This window comes from Azospirillum formosense, from assembly GCF_013340925.1.
In the GTDB taxonomy this organism is placed as follows: Bacteria; Pseudomonadota; Alphaproteobacteria; order Azospirillales; family Azospirillaceae; genus Azospirillum; species Azospirillum formosense.
Window position 1 is genome coordinate 1 of record NZ_WHOR01000036.1, and the last position, 15,983, is coordinate 15,983.

Annotated in this window: 16 protein-coding genes and 1 tRNA gene; 6 read left to right on the forward strand and 11 right to left on the reverse strand. The window is 67.5% G+C overall.

Annotated elements, in window-relative coordinates:
* Positions 1 to 140 precede the first annotated feature (140 nt).
* From GBZ26_RS07350 to GBZ26_RS07360, 3 genes are all read right to left on the reverse strand, one after another.
* Positions 141 to 836 carry an RNA polymerase sigma factor gene (locus tag GBZ26_RS07350; RefSeq protein ID WP_246654038.1) on the reverse strand — a complete coding sequence of 232 codons (696 nt, stop codon included), beginning with the start codon at positions 834 to 836 and terminating at the stop codon, positions 141 to 143.
* 531 nt (positions 837 to 1,367) lie between these two features.
* Positions 1,368 to 1,443 (reverse strand) — tRNA-Trp (locus GBZ26_RS07355).
* A 329-nt stretch (positions 1,444 to 1,772) separates the two neighbouring features.
* On the reverse strand, positions 1,773 to 2,447 hold the full coding sequence (locus GBZ26_RS07360; RefSeq protein ID WP_174438279.1) for a phosphoribosyltransferase: 675 nt from the start codon (positions 2,445 to 2,447) through the stop codon (positions 1,773 to 1,775).
* A gap of 240 nt (positions 2,448 to 2,687) precedes the next feature.
* Here GBZ26_RS07360 and GBZ26_RS07365 point away from each other — a divergent pair, with 240 nt between their 5' ends.
* From GBZ26_RS07365 to GBZ26_RS07385, 5 genes are all read left to right on the forward strand, one after another.
* Positions 2,688 to 3,260 carry an Hsp20/alpha crystallin family protein gene (locus GBZ26_RS07365; protein ID WP_174438280.1) on the forward strand — a complete coding sequence of 191 codons (573 nt, stop codon included), beginning with the start codon at positions 2,688 to 2,690 and terminating at the stop codon, positions 3,258 to 3,260.
* Between the two features lie 78 nt (positions 3,261 to 3,338).
* Positions 3,339 to 3,857 (forward strand): BCAM0308 family protein, encoded by a 519-nt coding sequence (locus GBZ26_RS07370; RefSeq protein WP_174438298.1) that lies wholly within the window; start codon positions 3,339 to 3,341, stop codon positions 3,855 to 3,857.
* A gap of 50 nt (positions 3,858 to 3,907) precedes the next feature.
* Positions 3,908 to 5,263 carry a nicotinate phosphoribosyltransferase gene (locus GBZ26_RS07375; protein ID WP_174438281.1) on the forward strand — a complete coding sequence of 452 codons (1,356 nt, stop codon included), beginning with the start codon at positions 3,908 to 3,910 and terminating at the stop codon, positions 5,261 to 5,263.
* 47 nt (positions 5,264 to 5,310) lie between these two features.
* Positions 5,311 to 5,544 (forward strand): hypothetical protein, encoded by a 234-nt coding sequence (locus GBZ26_RS07380; RefSeq protein WP_174438282.1) that lies wholly within the window; start codon positions 5,311 to 5,313, stop codon positions 5,542 to 5,544.
* 26 nt (positions 5,545 to 5,570) lie between these two features.
* Positions 5,571 to 6,557: a ribose-phosphate diphosphokinase gene (locus GBZ26_RS07385; protein ID WP_174438283.1), complete on the forward strand. Its 987-nt coding sequence runs from the start codon at positions 5,571 to 5,573 to the stop codon at positions 6,555 to 6,557.
* On the opposite strand, the gene GBZ26_RS07390 is transcribed toward GBZ26_RS07385, so the two are convergent.
* The 8 genes from GBZ26_RS07390 to GBZ26_RS07425 form a co-directional block, all read right to left on the reverse strand.
* A complete protein-coding gene (locus GBZ26_RS07390; protein WP_174438284.1) occupies positions 6,535 to 8,262 on the reverse strand; it encodes a long-chain-fatty-acid--CoA ligase in 1,728 nt (575 codons plus the stop codon). The two genes, GBZ26_RS07385 and GBZ26_RS07390, sit on opposite strands and share 23 nt — an antisense overlap.
* 61 nt (positions 8,263 to 8,323) lie before the next feature.
* Complete coding sequence (locus tag GBZ26_RS07395; protein ID WP_174438285.1) at positions 8,324 to 8,872, reverse strand: hypothetical protein; 549 nt, start codon at positions 8,870 to 8,872, stop codon at positions 8,324 to 8,326.
* Between the two features lie 12 nt (positions 8,873 to 8,884).
* Positions 8,885 to 10,009: a hypothetical protein gene (locus tag GBZ26_RS07400; protein ID WP_211104626.1), complete on the reverse strand. Its 1,125-nt coding sequence runs from the start codon at positions 10,007 to 10,009 to the stop codon at positions 8,885 to 8,887.
* A gap of 3 nt (positions 10,010 to 10,012) precedes the next feature.
* Positions 10,013 to 10,837, reverse strand: a complete 825-nt coding sequence (locus tag GBZ26_RS07405; protein ID WP_174438286.1) for a universal stress protein — start codon at positions 10,835 to 10,837, stop codon at positions 10,013 to 10,015.
* A 47-nt stretch (positions 10,838 to 10,884) separates the two neighbouring features.
* A complete protein-coding gene (locus tag GBZ26_RS07410; protein WP_174438287.1) occupies positions 10,885 to 11,727 on the reverse strand; it encodes a universal stress protein in 843 nt (280 codons plus the stop codon).
* Positions 11,728 to 11,882: 155 nt separating this feature from the next.
* Positions 11,883 to 13,790 (reverse strand): PHA/PHB synthase family protein, encoded by a 1,908-nt coding sequence (locus GBZ26_RS07415; RefSeq protein ID WP_174438288.1) that lies wholly within the window; start codon positions 13,788 to 13,790, stop codon positions 11,883 to 11,885.
* Complete coding sequence (locus tag GBZ26_RS07420) at positions 13,768 to 14,076, reverse strand: hypothetical protein (protein ID WP_343207288.1); 309 nt, start codon at positions 14,074 to 14,076, stop codon at positions 13,768 to 13,770. Before GBZ26_RS07420 ends, GBZ26_RS07415 begins: the two co-directional genes overlap by 23 nt.
* A gap of 84 nt (positions 14,077 to 14,160) precedes the next feature.
* Positions 14,161 to 15,768 carry a sensor histidine kinase gene (locus tag GBZ26_RS07425; RefSeq protein ID WP_174438289.1) on the reverse strand — a complete coding sequence of 536 codons (1,608 nt, stop codon included), beginning with the start codon at positions 15,766 to 15,768 and terminating at the stop codon, positions 14,161 to 14,163.
* Here GBZ26_RS07425 and GBZ26_RS07430 point away from each other — a divergent pair.
* Positions 15,767 to 15,955: a hypothetical protein gene (locus GBZ26_RS07430; RefSeq protein ID WP_174438290.1), complete on the forward strand. Its 189-nt coding sequence runs from the start codon at positions 15,767 to 15,769 to the stop codon at positions 15,953 to 15,955. The genes GBZ26_RS07425 and GBZ26_RS07430 overlap by 2 nt on opposite strands.
* Positions 15,956 to 15,983: the final 28 nt, after the last annotated feature.

Consider the following 15,983-nt stretch of genomic DNA (forward strand, 5'->3'; position numbering starts at 1 on the left):
GTCCGGTTGGCGGGCCGGACGGCGGGGGCGGGCATGGTCTGGTCGGGCATGGATGGCTCCGGTCGTTGGCGCCTTGGGTTGGAGGTCGCCAGGATTGGGAATGGGTGTGGGATCGGTCGCGCTCGGGCGTGCGGTGCTGGTCAGAGCGCCGGTTTCATGGCCTTCGAAGGGGCCTTCGGAGGGGCCTTGGGCGCGCGCGTTCTGGTCAGAACGCCGTGTTTGGTGGCGCGCCGCGCCTGGGGGGTATCGGGCGGCGGTTTCGCCAGCAGATCGCGGTGATCGGGAACGGCGCTGCGCAAATAGCTGCGGATCTGTTGGATCCATTTGCGCGCCAGCTCTTCGGAGATGGACAGCTCCGCCGCGATGTCCGCGTAGGGCTGTTCCTCGATGAAGCGCATGCGGGCGGCCTGGCGCATCCGCTCGTCCCGGATGCCGTCGAGCGATTCCAGGACCTTGACGAGCAGGGCGCGGTCGGCGTTGGTGCGTTCCGGGTCGATGGCGTCCCGTCCGCCGGAAACGTCGGCGATGGACGCGATCTCGATGAGGGAGCCGACCAGGACGGGATGGCGCTGGTGGGCGCGGTGCCGGTCGATGAAATGGTTGATGGCGGTGCGCCGCAACCAGGTGCGCGTCTTGATGATGGTGCGCGCGTAGAGAGGCAGGACGTCCGACAGATTGATGCAGAGCCCGCTCAGGCAGTCATGGATTTCCTGCCGGTTTCCTTTGCACAGCCGATGGTAGGTCCAGAACAGGTCGGTGTAATGGCGGCACCAGAAGACCCAGAAGGCGGTCTGGTCTCCGGTCGCGATGCGTTCCAGGAGGCCGGAATCATCCAACTGGTGCAGATCCTCCCCGCTGCGGGCGAGGAACCGCGGCGAGACGGCCGTGGACAGGGAAGGCCAGGGGCGTTTCGGTTCCCGCCGACGATCCGACGCCGCTCCGGTGGGGATATCCCCCAAAGGTTGTGCTCTGTGCTGCATATGACGTCCCTTGCGCGTTTTGCTCAAGGGACGCTCGCCAAACTCCGTGCGTGAACGAACCGGATATACTTTTTTTCGAAATACCTATGTATTTCGTACAAGCTTATCTGAAAAAAAGCCTAAATGATTGCAACCGCACTATGACTTGATAATCAAGCCATGGCTATGCATGTGCGCGCGGGGGCACCGATTCTATGGGTTCGCAGCGAAGGTTCGGTGTGGGGACAGTAACGCCGTGCGGCGCTGGGCCGTTCAGGGCTTGAAGGATGAAAGTGTATTAACCAAAGGGACCGAACACTCGATCCTCGTTCCGACAATATTTCCAGATTTCTATATTTCAGGGCATTGATGCCGCTGTGTGCGGGGCCATCCGAAGCTTCTGCCGGATGGCAGGAGTGGAGGGGCTCGAACCCCCAACCCCCGGTTTTGGAGACCGGTGCTCTACCAGTTGAGCTACACTCCTGTCGCCGCCTTGCAGCGGGAAGCCGCTTTTAGGCGATTTCAGGGCGGCACACCAGCGGAAAATTGCTGCGATCGGGTTTAAAGCGCTCTTTCACCCGGAGCATGACGCAGAACGGGGCGAGGTGGAGGCACCATGAACGTGGCCGGGCCATCGTCAGCCCCCGACCGCACACTACGAGAATCAAACGGCTCATCAAGAAACGTCGGAGTTTGTCACAATAAGCATGTTTCCGCCAACCGGTCCGTAGAATTCAGCCATATTTGAAAGTATATGTATCTTCTTTAAAAATAGTGCTTCACGTCAGACATTGTTGATGTGCCCCAGCGCGATCAGCGGTCGGGGAGGGATGGGCGTGACGCCCCGCCCAGCAGGTGGACGACTTCGGCATCATCGAGTTGATGAAAATCCTCGTAGAAGGCCCCAATGGCGCCGAACGGATGCGGGGTCTGGAGACAGACGACCTCATCGGCTTCGGCCCGCAGCTCCGCCAGGACGTCGGGCGGCGCCACCGGCACCGCCAGCACCAGCCGTTTCGGGTTTGCGCGGCGCACCGACCGCAGGGCGGCGAGCATCGTCGCGCCGGTCGCGATGCCGTCATCCACGAGAATGGCGGTGCGCCCGGCGACTGACACGCGTGGGCGATCGCCGACATACACGGCCCGCCGGCGCTCGATCTCCCGAAGCTGGCGAGCCTTCTCCCTTTCGATCCAGGCTTCGGGCACGAAGTCCGCAACGCCGGGGTTGATGACCGCTTCGATATGGCCGCCATCGGCCACCGCGCCGACGGCCAACTCCGGCTGGAACGGCGCGCCGATCTTGCGCACGAGGACGATGTCGAGCGGCGCATGGAGCGCTTCCGCCACCTCGGCCGCCACCGCGACACCGCCGCGCGGCAGAGCCAGGACGACGGGCTTCCCGGCGCCGAGGTAAGCCAGACTTGCGGCGAGGTCTCGGCCAGCCTCGCTCCGGTTGCGGAAGCGGAACGGAATGCCGGGGTCGTTCATCGTTGCTGATCCTGGCGTCATGCTGCCCCCCCCGCTCGCCACTGTCCGACGTGTTTAAGCGTCCTTCCGGGAAAGCTCTCTTCACCCAGGTTAAGAGCAGCTCCGGCAAGAGGAGGTGAGGCTACCTCCTCATCGCCCGGCCCCGGTCCTAGGGTGCTTGATCCAGGTTAACGTGTCCGGGTCGCTTTGGGTCGATAGAGGAGGCGACACACACGCCACCGCAACGAACAGGAGGCATCCATGGCCGACACGAACGTGACGGAAAAGCCCAAGCAGGACGAAACCTCCCGGCAGGCCATGGCCTCCACCGGTGCGGCGGCTCAGCAGATCGCCGCCCGCAACCGGCACCCGATCCTGGCGTTGCGCGACGAATTCGACCGGCTGTTCGACGAGGCGTCGTCGATGTTCCGCTTCCCCTGGAGCCGGCGCTCGCCGTTCGACCTGGAGCCGTTGCTGCGCACGGAGTTGGAGGGCGCGACGTTCGCACCGCCGGCCGAAGTCGAGGAGCGCGCGGACGAATATCGGGTGACCATGGAAATGCCCGGCATGGACGAGCAATCCGTGGACCTCAGCGTCCAGGACGACGTCCTGTCCATCAAGGCCGAGAAGAGCGAGGAAAAGGAGGAGAAGGACGCCAACCGTTACGTCTCGGAGCGGCGCTACGGCCTGTGCGCGCGGTCGTTCCGCCTTCCCGCCAATGTGGACCGCGACCGCATCGCGGCCAGCATGAAGAATGGCGTCCTCACCGTCGTCCTTCCCAAGACCGAACCGGGGCAACCCTCCAAGCGGAAGATCGACATCGCGAAGGCCTGAACGGCACGGAGTCGCAGCCCGGAGTCATCGAGTGCCGGGCAACACCGGCACTCCCTTTCCTTGACCGGTAGGTTCACCATGGGCGAGCACATCCACGAACCGCGCCCCCACGATCAGCGTCCGCAACCGGCCCGTCGCGACCGGCTGATCCAGGAGCATGTCCACGACCCGTACAAGCGGGCTGCCAAGCTGTCCGATCCGACGGTCTGCCCGCAATGCGGCGCCGTCTACCACCACGGGCGGTGGAGCTGGGGGCTGCCCGCCGTCGATGCCGCGAAGGAACTGTGCCAGGCTTGCCACCGCGTCAACGACCGCTACCCCGCCGGCACCGTGACCCTGTCCGGCGGCTTCCTCGGCTCGCATCGCGACGAGATCCTGGCCGCCGTCCATCACCAGGAGCGCTTGGAAAAGGACGAGCATCCCCTGCACCGCATCATCGGCATCGAGCATCGCGACGGCGACATGGTGGTGACGACCACCGACGTGCATCTGCCCCGCCGCATCGGCGAGGCCCTGCACCACGCCTATGCCGGCGATCTCGACCTCCACTACGACAAGGATGCCTATTATGTCCGCGTCGCCTGGAGGCGCGACTGAACCGGGACCTGTCGGGCATTCGCGCCTGAGGGCGTGGGAAAGGGACGGCCATGCCGGAGTCGGACGGGGATGGCAACAGCCTGCTGCTGACGGACTATTACCAACTCGCCATGGTCCAGGCCTATGTCGAGCATGGCCTGACCGACGTGGCGTCGTTCGAGCTGTTCGTGCGCAAGCTGCCGCCGGGGCGGAACTTCCTGATGGCCGCCGGGCTCGAACAGGCGGTGGAGTTCCTGGAAAGCGCCCGGTTCGGCGCGGACGAGATCGCCTGGCTTCGCGGCGAGGGCCGGTTCTCCGAGGCGGCCGTCGAGGCGCTGGCGAATTTCAAGTTCAGCGGAGACGTGGACGCGCTGCCCGAAGGGACGGTCTTCTTTGCCCACGAGCCGATCCTGCGGGTGACCGCGCCGTTGCCGCAGGCGCAGCTCGTCGAAAGCCGCCTGATCAACCTGATCCATTTGCAGACCGTCATCGCCTCGAAGGCGGCGCGGCTGGTGCTGGCGGCGCGGCACCGCCCGCTCATCGATTTCGGGCTGCGCCGCGCGCATGGGGCGGAGGCGGCGCTGCTGGCCGCGCGGGCGAGCTATCTGGCGGGGTTCGCCGGAACGGCGACGGCGCTGGCCGCCATGCGCTTCGGCATCCCCGCCGTCGGCACCATGGCCCATTCCTTCATCCAGGCCCATGCCAGCGAGAGGGAGGCCTTCGCCAACTTCGCGCGCTCCCGCCCGCGACAGCTCGTGCTGCTCCTGGACACCCACGACACCGAAGCGGCGGCCAGGACCGTGGTCGCGCTGGCCGGCGAACTGGCCGGCGAGGGCCTCCGGATCGACGGCGTGCGGCTCGACAGCGGTGATCTGGCCGCGCTCTCCCGCAAGGTGCGGGGCATCCTGGACGAGGGCGGCCTCGCCGGAACGCGCATCATCGCCAGCGGCGGCCTGGACGAGCCGGAGATCGCCGACCTTCTGGACGGCGGGGCACCCATCGACAGCTTCGGCGTCGGCACCAGCCTGGGGACCTCCAGCGACGCGCCGGCGCTGGATTGCGCCTACAAGCTGGTGGAGTACGCCGGCCTGCCGCGGCGCAAGCGGTCCGCCGGCAAGGCGACATGGCCCGGACGCAAACAGGTCTTCCGGCGCTACGGGCCGGAGGGGCGGATCGAGGCCGACCGGCTCTCGACCCTGGACAGCGACGAGGAGGGGCGGCCCCTGCTGGTGCCGGTGATGCGCGGCGGCCGGCGGGTGGCGCCGCTGCCGGACCTTCCGGCGATCCGGGCCCATGCTGCGGCGGAGCTGGCATCCCTTCCGGAAGCCCTGTCGCATCGGACGTCCGGACCTCCTCTCCTGGTGGAGATCGCCCCGGTTCTGGAACGTCTGGCCCGGGAGGCGGACCGGCGGGTCGACACCGCATGAAGCGGAGCCTCGACCGGACGGTCGGGGCGCAACGGATGGGGGGTGTCATGAGTTCCTGCCTGCATCTGAAATACATCGTGGAACGGCAGCGGAAAGCGTGGACGGTGCGCATGCAGGGCGGCGACTGCGCCGGCTTCTTTGCGTCACGGCGTGATGCTCTCAAGGCGGCGCTCGGAGACGCGGAGCGGGTGTGCGATCTCGGCCACCATGTGGACGTGTACGCCCGGCGTCTGGACGGCAGCCTGAGACGGGTTGCGGCGCGCCCCGCCAATCGGCCATGAGCGGTGTCCGGCCCAAGGAGGCTCCCATGGGAAACGATGGCATCCTGCTGTTCGATCTGGACCCGGACTGGGGACATGGGGCGCGGATCGCCCGGCATCTGGAGGTGCCGGTGAGCCTTCACGAGGAGCGGGGCTTCGAGGACGGGGAACTCAAGGTCCGCCCGCTGGTGGGGGTGCGCAACAGGGACGTCTACGTGGTGCAGTCCCTGCACGGCGATGCGGAGCGCAGCGTGCACGACAAGCTGTGCCGGCTGCTGTTCTTCGTCGGCGCGGTGAAGGACGCGTCCGCCGCGAGCGTGACCGTCGTCGCGCCCTATCTGGCCTACGCGCGCAAGGACCGGCGGACCAAGCCGCGCGATCCCGTGACCCTGCGCTATCTGGCCGGCATGATGGAGGCGGTCGGCGTGGACCGGGTCGTCGCGGTCGATGTCCACAACGATGCGGCGTTCGAGAACGCCTTCCGATGCCGCACGGAGCATCTGGAGGCGCGCAAGCTGTTCGCGGCGCATCTGGCGCCGTTGGTCGGCCAGGGGGGCGTGTCCGTGGTGTCTCCGGACGTCGGCGGGGTGAAGCGGGCCGAGCGGCTCCGGGAGTCCCTGGAACACGCCTTGGGTCGCGACGTCGGGCTCGCCTTCATGGAAAAGACGCGCAGCGGCGGCGTGGTGCGGGGCGGGACGCTGGTCGGCGACGTCCAGGGGCGGACGGTGGCGATCCTCGACGACCTGATCAGCACCGGCACCACGATGATGCGCGCCGCCTCGGCCTGCCGCGCCGCGGGCGGAGGCCCGGTCTTCGCCCTCGCCACGCACGGGCTGTTCGTCGGCGGCGCCCCGACGGTCGTCGCCTCGCCGCTGTTCGACCATGTCGTCGTCACCGACACGCTGCCGCCGTTCCGCCTGCCGGAGAAGCTGGTGTCCCGCCGCGTGACGGTGCTGCCCACGGCCCCGCTGCTTGCGGAGGCCATCGCCCGCATTCACGGCGGCGGGTCGGTCAGCGATCTGCTGGCCGATTGACCTCCCGGTCGTCGTCCCCTGGCCGTTCGGGGATGAGGGCGCGTTTCAGGATCTTGCCGATCGTCGAGGTCGGCAAGGCCGTGCGGAACTCGATCCGCTGCGGCTGCTCGACGCGTGACAGGCGAGGGGCGAGGAAGGCGCGCAGCTCCGCTTCCGACAGCGCGGACCCGGGCTGCGGCACGACGAAGGCCCGGATCGCCTGCCCGCGCACCGGGTCGGGCTCGCCCACCGCCGCGGCGTCGGCGACCTGCGGGTGCTGCTTGATGACCGCTTCGACGGTGCGCGGGTAGACATGCTGCCCGCCGGTGACGATCAGGTCCTTCAGACGGTCCACGATGTGCAGGTAACCGTCGGCGTCGAGAAAGCCGATGTCCCCCGTGTGCAGATGGCCGCCGTCCATCGCCTGCGCCGTCGCCGTCGCGTCCTGCCAATAGCCGGCCATCAATTGCGGTCCGCTCACGCACACCTCGCCGATGCGGCCTTGGGACAGGAGCGTGCGGCGGTCGTCCAGCGAGACGATCTCGACCAGGGTGCCCGGCAGCGGCAGCCCTGCCGAGCCCGGCTTGTTCAGGCCGCTGAACGGGTTGCAGGTCACCACCGGCGAGGCTTCGGTCAGGCCGTAGCCTTCGGCCAGATAGGCCCCGGTGCGTTGCTGGAACCGCTCCAGCAGCAGCGGCGGCAGGCTGTCGCCCCCCGACACGCACAGGCGCAGCGACGACAGATCGTAGCGATTCAGACGGGGAAAGGCGGCAATGGCCTGGAACAGGCGCGGCACGCCGCTGAAGATGGTCGGGCGTTTGCGCTGGATGGTCTCCAGGATCTCGCGCACGTCCACGCGCGGCAGCAGGATCAGCTCCGCCCCCAGCGCCAGGGCGAAGTTCATCACGCCGGTCATGCCGAACACATGGAAGAAGGGCAACACCGCCAGCACCCGTTCGCGGCCCGGTTCGGCGCCGGTGAACCATCGGCGGCACTGCATGGTGTTGGCGTACAGGGCCGCATGGGTCAGGACGGTGCCCTTGGGAACGCCGGTGGTGCCGCCCGTGTATTGCAGCACCGCGGGGTCGGCGCGCGGCTGCACCGCCACCGGGCGAGGCGCGCCGCGGTCGGCGAGCAAGCGGCGGAAGCTCACATGCCGGTCGTCCCGGGGGATGCGGGCCACGTCCCGGCGCTTGAGCAGCCGATAGGCCCAGTTCCTTGGAAATGGCAGGGCGTCGGCCATGCGCGCCACGACGACCGTTCGAAGCCGGCCCGGCCACCCCAGCGCGTCGAGCTTGGCGTGGAACGGGACGAGGTCCAGCGTGATCAGAACCTCGGTCCCGGAATGCTCGATCTGATCGGCCAGCTCGGCGATGGAGGCGAGCGGGTTGAGGTTCACGACAACGCCGCCGGCCTTCAGGATGGCGTGGAACGCGATCACCGAATAGGGACAGTTCGGCAGCAGAAGGGCCACCTTGCCTCCCGTTGCGATGCCCAGGTCCTGAAGCCCGCGCGCGGCGCGGTCGATCAGGCCGCCGGTCTGCCGGTAGGTGATCCGCTTTCCGTAGAAGTCGAGGCAGACGGAGTTCGGAAAGGCGGCGCACGCCTCCTCCATCAGCCGGTGCAGCGGCTGCTCGGGGATGGGGGTGCGCCAGTCGAGCCCGGCCGGATAGGACGCTTCCCAAGGCTGACGTCCGTTTGTCGGCGGCGTTGTCGCGCTGTCCATGGCCTGACCCTGCGTTGATGGGAAGCATCAGGAACCCGGTGCGGGTGCGTTTCGGCGACCGTCACATCATGTCGCCCGCACCCGTCTCCGCATCGAAGGGGTTGATGCCCGGCCGTCCCGGCCGCCCCGCCATGCAGTCGAGCAAGGCTGGGATGGCCCTGTTCGTCCCGGTCAGCAGGATGGACACCGTGCTGCGCCGTCCGTGGACGGAGAGGCTCGATCCGCGCATCAGGGCATCGAGCAGGTCGCGCGTCAACGGCAGGCCCAGGTTGAAGATGTCCGGCACCGGGACCTCGACGATGCCTTGTCCGGTCCAGCGCTGGTCGATGCTGACGACGACGTCATAGACGGCGCCGATGGACAGGTCGAAGTCCGCGCGGAAGACATGCAGCCGGAACGTCCTGAAATCGCCGGTGACCGACATTGCGATGGCGGCATCGATCTCCGGGCGCCCGCCGATCCGGTATTCCGACAGGAGCAGGCAATAGCCCGCGCCGTCGCGTTCCAGTCGCCAACCCACCACTTGGTCCTTGCCGTAGGCCAGTTCCGGAGCAAAGCCGGTCGTGGCGATCAACAGCGCGAGCGTGCACCATAGGGATCTACGCTCCATTGTCGGAAGCTCCTATCCTTGACCGATGGGGCGCGCGGTGGCCAGGCGCAGATAGGCGTCGATGCGGGCGAGCCAGTCGCCGCGCCGCCCGCCCGCCGCCTCGTCCAGCCGCTCGGCGGCGAGGCGCGCCCGCAGGCTGGCGCGGAAACTGCGGTAGAAGGCGATCAGCCGCCGATCGGCGGCGTCGCCGCTCCAGGCGCGGTACAGGTCGAGAATGGCGTCGCCGACCCGCCGGGCGCCAAGCCGCTCGCATTCGAGCGCCAGATAAGCCAGCTCGTCCACCGGATCGAGCAACCGCAGGTCGCGGCTGAACTCCAAGCAGTCGATGATCCGGGGCGTGCCGTCGAGGAAGACATGCTCGGGCCGCAGGTCGCCGTGCCCCTCGACGATCCGCCCCTCCGCCGCCCGCGCCCGAAGCAGTCGGCCGTGTTCCGACAGAAACGCGGCCTGCGTCGCGGCGGCGGCGCGGGCCCGTTCGGCCAGCGACCCGGTCACCCGGGGAAGCGTCACGTCGAGATTGCGGCCGATGTCCGCCTCGAAACGCCGCTGATAGTCGGCTGGCGGCATCGGTTCCGCCAAGCCGCCGCCGTAGAACTCCGTCAGGACGAGGCCGAGCCGCTTGATGTCGGCCGGCGTCAGGGCGCCGGCCCGGATGCGTTCGTCCAGGCGCCGCTCCTGCGGCAGGCGCACCATCCACACCAGCCAGTCGGCCACCAAGTCCCGCGATTCCAAGTCCCGTGCTTCCAAGTCCTGTGTTTCCAAATCCCGAGTTTCCAAATCCCGCGGACCGGGGCGTCCCCCGAGACGGAACGAGCCGTCCGGACGGGCGAGAAGACCGACCACGCCGAGGTAGACATCGGGCGCCAAGCGGCGGTTCAGCCGCATCTCGGTCAGGCAGTTGCGTCGCCGGGCGGTGAGGGACGTGAAATCCACATAGGGCAGACGCGCCGGCTTCTTCAGCTTGTAGGCGTGCCGCTCGGTCAGGAAGACCCACGACAGGTGTGTTTCGATGGCCTCGACCCGGCTTGGACGATCCGGATAGGCGTCGGGCTTGCGCAGAAAGGCGACCTTCGCCTCCAGCGGGACGCGGGCTTCCCTCGTCTCCTGTGGCGCGGCGATGGTGTGCGGGTCCGCCACGGCTCAATGCACCATCAGCACCGGCCGATCGGCGGATTCCAGCACATGGTGCGTGGCGCCTCCCAACGCTTGTTCGAACACGCGGGCGTGGCCGTAAGCCCCCATGACGAGGAGATCCGCCTCCACCGTGCGGGCCTGGGCGAGAATCGCTCCGGGCGCTTCGAACTCGGCGGCGAAATTGATCCGCGAGTCCGCGTGGATGCGGTGCGCCTCCAGATAGGCCAGGGCGCGGCGGTCGGGCGCGTCGTCGTACCCCGGCGGATGCACGGAGAGCAGGATGGTTTCCTTGGCGTGACGCAGGAACGGCAGCGCGCCGTGCAAGGCGCGGCCGGCCTCGCGGCGCTCGTTCCACGCAACGAGCACGCGATGCGGCCGGAACGTTTCCTCCGGCCCCGGCGGGACGACCAGCAGCGGCGCGCTGGCGCTCAGCACCAGTTGGCCGAGCGCGCTCGGCGACAGTCCACCCTTGCCTTGCGGGTCTCCGTCACCGCGGCCGGCGACGATCAGGTCGGCGTAACGGCTGTGGAAGGCCAGCCGCTCGGGCAGGAAGCCGTGATCGGCGATCCAGTCGCATTTCAGGCAGGCGGCGCTGCACCGGGCGATGAAGCTCTGTTCCGCTTCGGCCGAGGGCCGATCGGGCCGCGGTGGATCGGCCATCGGTGGGATGGCGGCCGGCGCCGCGACGTACCAGGGCAGGGCGGTCTCGGCCGGGCAATGGAGGCCGATGAGGCGCGCGCCCATCAGGCGCGCCACCGCGATGGCCGTCGAAAGGCCGGCGCTCGTGTGGAGATCGCGCGCGAACGGAACGAGGATCGTCTTGATGTCCATGATGACCTCCCGGTCTTGCCAGCATCGGTATGCCCGGCGCCGAAGCGTCAGTGGGACATCAGCACCGGGACGGTCATACGGTCGAGGATCGAGCGCGTCGCTCCGCCGAGCACCCATTCACGGGCGCGGGAATGGCCATAGGCACCCATGACCAGCAGATCCGCATCGTGGTCGAACATCCAGTTCAACACCACGTCCGCCACGTCGCTGCCCTCCGACGACAGGGAGACCACCTCCACCGTCACGCCGTGGCGGGCCAACAGGGTGCCGATGTCCGCCCCCGGCAACGCGCCGTGACCGCTTGGCGTGGATGCCGCGTCGACCACCAGCACCGTGACCGATGCCGCCTTTTCGAGCATGGGCATGGCGTCGGCGACCGCGCGCGCCGCCGCCCGGCCCGCGTCCCAGGCCACCACGATCCGCTTCCCGATGGTGGGGCGGAGGCCGGCTTGGGGAACCAGCAGCACCGGCCGGCCGCAGGACATCACCACCGTTTCGATCTCCAGCCGGCCGACGAGCGCCGAATGGCCGGGCAGCGCCTGACCGAGGACGAGAAGGTCCGCGTAGCGGGCGTTCAGGGCCAGAGCCCGGTCGATGGCCGTGTCATCGCACTTGCAGATCCGCCGCTCCGCCACGCACCGCTGCCGGTCGAGCAAGGCGTCCATCCTGGCGACCGTGCGCTCCGTCTCCTCCGCCGCGGACCGGTTCAGCGCCTCGGTCACGAACTGCGGAACGCCGCCGTCGATGGACATGGGAATGCGCGGCTGAATGTCGAGCACGAGGCCGGTCAGGTGCGCCGTGTGCTGCTCCGCCAGGCGCATGGCCGCTTCGACCCGTGCCGCGCCGGCCGGGCAATCATCGAACTGGACGAGAATTTCCCGGTAGGACATGGCCGCGTCTCCTGGTCGTGTGAAGGGGCGTTTCCGCCCGACGAGCATCGCGGGACAGCATTGGCACATATGAGGATCGCGGCATTAACCTGGATAAAGACGGGAACCTGGATAAAGGCGGGAGCGGCGCGGCGACCGTCCGCACCGAAAGGTATTCACGGCTCCAGCACGTAGCGGCCCGGCGCCGGCCCCAGGGGTGGATAGCCCCGTTCCGGTTCGCCAAAGGTCGGTGGGGCCGGACGCTTGGACGAGGATCGGCGAATCAACCAATCGGTCCATGCCGGCCACCAGGAGCCGGAGCGCAGCGGTGCCGTCGCGATCCAGGTGTCGGGATCGGTGTAGCGGGCGTCGGCCTCGCGTTCCGTGAGGCGGAAGTGGGTTTTGGGGTTGTCGGGCCCCGCGATGATGCCGGTGTTGTGGCCGTGCTCCGCCAGAACGAAGGTGACCGCCGTGTCGCTCAGAAGGTGGATCTTATAGACGGACTTCCATGGCGCGACGTGATCGCGGACGGTGCCCACGGCGAAGATCGGCGCTCGGATGTCGGTCAGCGCGATCGGCCGGCCTTCCACGTGAAAACGTCCCTCCGCCAGATCGTTGCCCAGCAGCAGCCGGCGCATGTACTCCGAATGCATCCGGTAGGGCAGCCTCGTGCCGTCGGCGTTCCACGCCATCAGGTCGGTCGTCACCGGCTCGTCGCCACGCAGATACTGGCGAACCAGGCGCGACCAGATCAGGTCGTTGGAACGCAGCATCTGAAAGGCTCCCGCCATCTGGGGCGTGTCCAGGTAACCGCACTCCCACATCGTGTCTTCCAGGTACGCGATCTGGCTTTCGTTGATGAACAGCATCAGCTCGCCGGCTTCGGTGAAATCGGTCTGCGCCGCCAGCAGGGTCACCGACGCCAGCCGCTCTTCGTTGTCCCGCGCCATCGCGGCCGCGGCCATGGCCAGCAGGGTGCCCCCCAGGCAATAGCCGCAGGCGTGGACCCGCTTCCCGCCACAGACCGCTCCGATCGCCTCCAGCGCCGCCATGACGCCAAGCCGGCGATACGCGTCGAGGCCATAGTCGCGCAATTCCGGTCCCGGGTTGCGCCAGGAAATGACGAAGACGGTGAAGCCGCTGTTCACCAGATGACGAACCAGCGAGTTTTCCGGCGACAGGTCGAGGATGTAGTATTTCATGATCCAGGCCGGAACGATCAGCACCGGCTCCGCGACGACCGTCGCCGTGGTCGGGCCATACTGGATCAGCTCCATCAGTTCATTGCGGGCGATGATCTGTCCCGGTGTCGCCGCGACGTCGCGTCCGATCTGGTATTGCTCGGCCCCCGGGGCCGGGCGGCCGGCAAGGTAACGCAGGACGTCCTGCGTCCAGTTCTCCGCACCGCGCACGAAGTTCATTCCTTGGCTGGTGACGGCCAGGCGCAGGATTTCCGGGTTCGTCATCGGATGGTTGGAGGGTGCGAACACGTCCAGCCATTGCCGGGCGACGAAAGGCACGATGCGCGCGTGCGTTCGGGAAACACCGGGGATGTCCGTCGTCGACTTGTGGACGAGTTGCTGCATCAGCAGGAAGGATTGTGCGTAGAGGTTGAATGGGAACGTTTGCCAGCCCTCGTCCCGGAACCGCTGGTCGCCGGGCAGCGGCTCGATGCAGGGCGGGCAGTCCGGGTCCAGCGCGGACATCGCCGTGTAGACGAGCAGCCGGTTGAGCTTGCGGATCGCCTTGTCGGCGATCTCGGCCTGCTTGCCGGGCGCGTTGGAGAGGTGCATGGCCCAGTCGGCGAAGGCGAGCGCCAAGGTCGCCGGAGAAACCGACAGCGTGAACCGGCTCTGCCAAGCGTGCACGAGGTGGTCGATCAACTCGCCGCGGATCGGCAGGTAGGGAAAGCTGTAGGCGGGGCTTCGGCGGGCGGTGGCGCGGCTGCGGGCCGGCGGGTTGGGAACAGCACCGTCCTCACCGTCCTGATGAGGCCCCGGCGCGGCTTCGAGCCGGGGCGGCGACCGTGCGCCGCCCTTGGCGGTCCGCAAGTCGTCCCTGTCAGGCGATCGTGTGGTGACCATCGCCTTCTCCCTTGCGCAGCGCTTGCTCGTGCTCGTGATGGCGGACGTAATGCGCGAGAACGATCTTCAGGACACCGGCGCGCTTCATGTCCCGGCAGGCCACGGCATGGGCAATGTCATCCTCGATCATGCTGCGGATGGTGCGTTGCCCCTCCGGGGTCTGGTCGAGGTAGCAGCCGAGTTCCGCGGCGACGATCTCCGGCAAATGCTCATGCTCGGCGATGGCGTCGATCTCCTCGCGGGTCAGCCCACTCAGCCCGATGCAGTCCTCGATCGTGATCATCATGACGGCCTCCCTGGTCACGGGTGTGACAGCAGTCTGGCCGGATCGGGCAGCATAGACCTTAACCCAGGTTAGCAAACCCCGGCGTCAATCGGTGTGTCCTGCGTCTCCGGTGTGAAGGATCAGCCGCAGACTGGTTTGCGGCGAGGTTGTCCACGCCGCCTCCGCGCCAACCTGCTCGGCCAGCATGCCGATCAGTTCGAGGCCGGAGGACCGCACCCGCTCCGGCGGCAGGCCAACGCCGTTGTCGGACAGATTCAGCTGGATCTCCCCGGGCTTTGTCACGAGCAAGGCGAGGGTGATCGTCCCGCTTCCCTGTGGGAACGCATGCTTGGCGCTGTTGGTGATGAACTCGTTGGCGATCAGCCCGAGCGAGACGGCCGTGTTGTGGTCGACATACGCATGGTCGACGCTGGTCCGCAGCGCGATTCCACCGGCAAGGCCGCGTCCATGAAGGGCTACGGCGTTTGCGCACAGTTCCAGAAGATACTCTCCCAACTCCACGACGCCGACCTGGCTGGCCTCATACAGGCGGGAATGGACGAGGCGAAGCGCCTCAATCCGCCCCTGGAGTTGATCCAGGATGCGGATGGTTTCTTCGCTCCTGGCCTGGCCGCTTTCCAACGCAAGCAGGCTCAAGATCGCCTGGAGGTCGTTCTTGACCCGGTGCTGAAGTTCGCGCATCGACATGATCCGCTGGTCTTCCGCCCGGCGCAGGAGGAGGCTGGTGTTCCGCATCGTGTCGTAGACCGAGGCCAGTTCCTCCAGGTTGGCCGGCGGCGGCGGCGGCAACGCCGCTCCGGGTGTCTGCAGCGCTTCCGCAACCTGCGCCAACCCGGTCACCGACTTGGACAGCCGACGGGCGTAGCGCAGCACCAGGAGGGAGGCGCAGCCCAGCGCAAGGACGCTGATGGCGGCCGCCGACCACAGCGATCGGCGCAGGGGCTCCTCGAAGACGGAGGCCGGCGCGGCGAACGCGACCGTCCATCCCGACAGCTTTGACCGCGAGAACACGAGCGACAACGGCTCTCCCTCCAAAGCGGGGCCGGTCGCCTGCCCGGTCGGAGCCGTCTGGATCGCGTTCTGAACCCACCCAGGGGCTGGCTTGCCGACGAACTGTTCGGCAGCGCGCGTTCGCGCGACGACGATCCCGTTCCGGTCGATGATCCCGGCCACCCAACCGTCGGGGATCGGCTGCTCGCGAAGGAGGGCCCCCCATTTCGAGGTCGTCACCGCCGCGATGAGCGCGTAACGCTTGCCATCCTTTGCCTGAACGGGCACCAGGACGGCGCCGACATGCTCGTTGGCGATGGGGCCGTACAGCAGGCCGGAAATCTGCGGTTGTCCGGTGGTCATCGCCCTGGCCAACTCGGGACTGAGGTCGGCAAATGTCGGCACGGGCGTTCCGTATGGAACTTTGGTGCTGAACACCACGCGTCCATCGGCATCGCGAAGCGTTACGTGCGACCAATGGGAATGCTTGTCCTTGACCGCCTGAACGACGCGATAAAGCCGTTCCGGATCGCCATCCACGACCATCGTCGCGGCAAGCCCCTCCAGGGTCGAGGTGGTGACGAGCAGTTGCTGATCGAGAGCCGCCGCGATGGCGCGGACCGTGATGGCCATCTCGGCGGCGGCAAACCGTCGTTGTGTCGCCTGATTCCAGGCGACCAAGCCGACGGCAATGGCCGCCATGGCCGCCAAGGCCGTGACCACGACGCTGAGCAGATGGCGGCTGATGTTCCGTCGCGCCAAACCTATGGGAGGTGGAGAGGATGGCGAGGTATTGGTTAATAATTGCATTGCCAATCCTCTTGATCATCAAAAGGTTGCCGCTAATATTTTAAATGCTGAACTCTTTATACCCTTTTTGGCAAAGTGAGCAATAATTTATTAACATGGGGCACCAT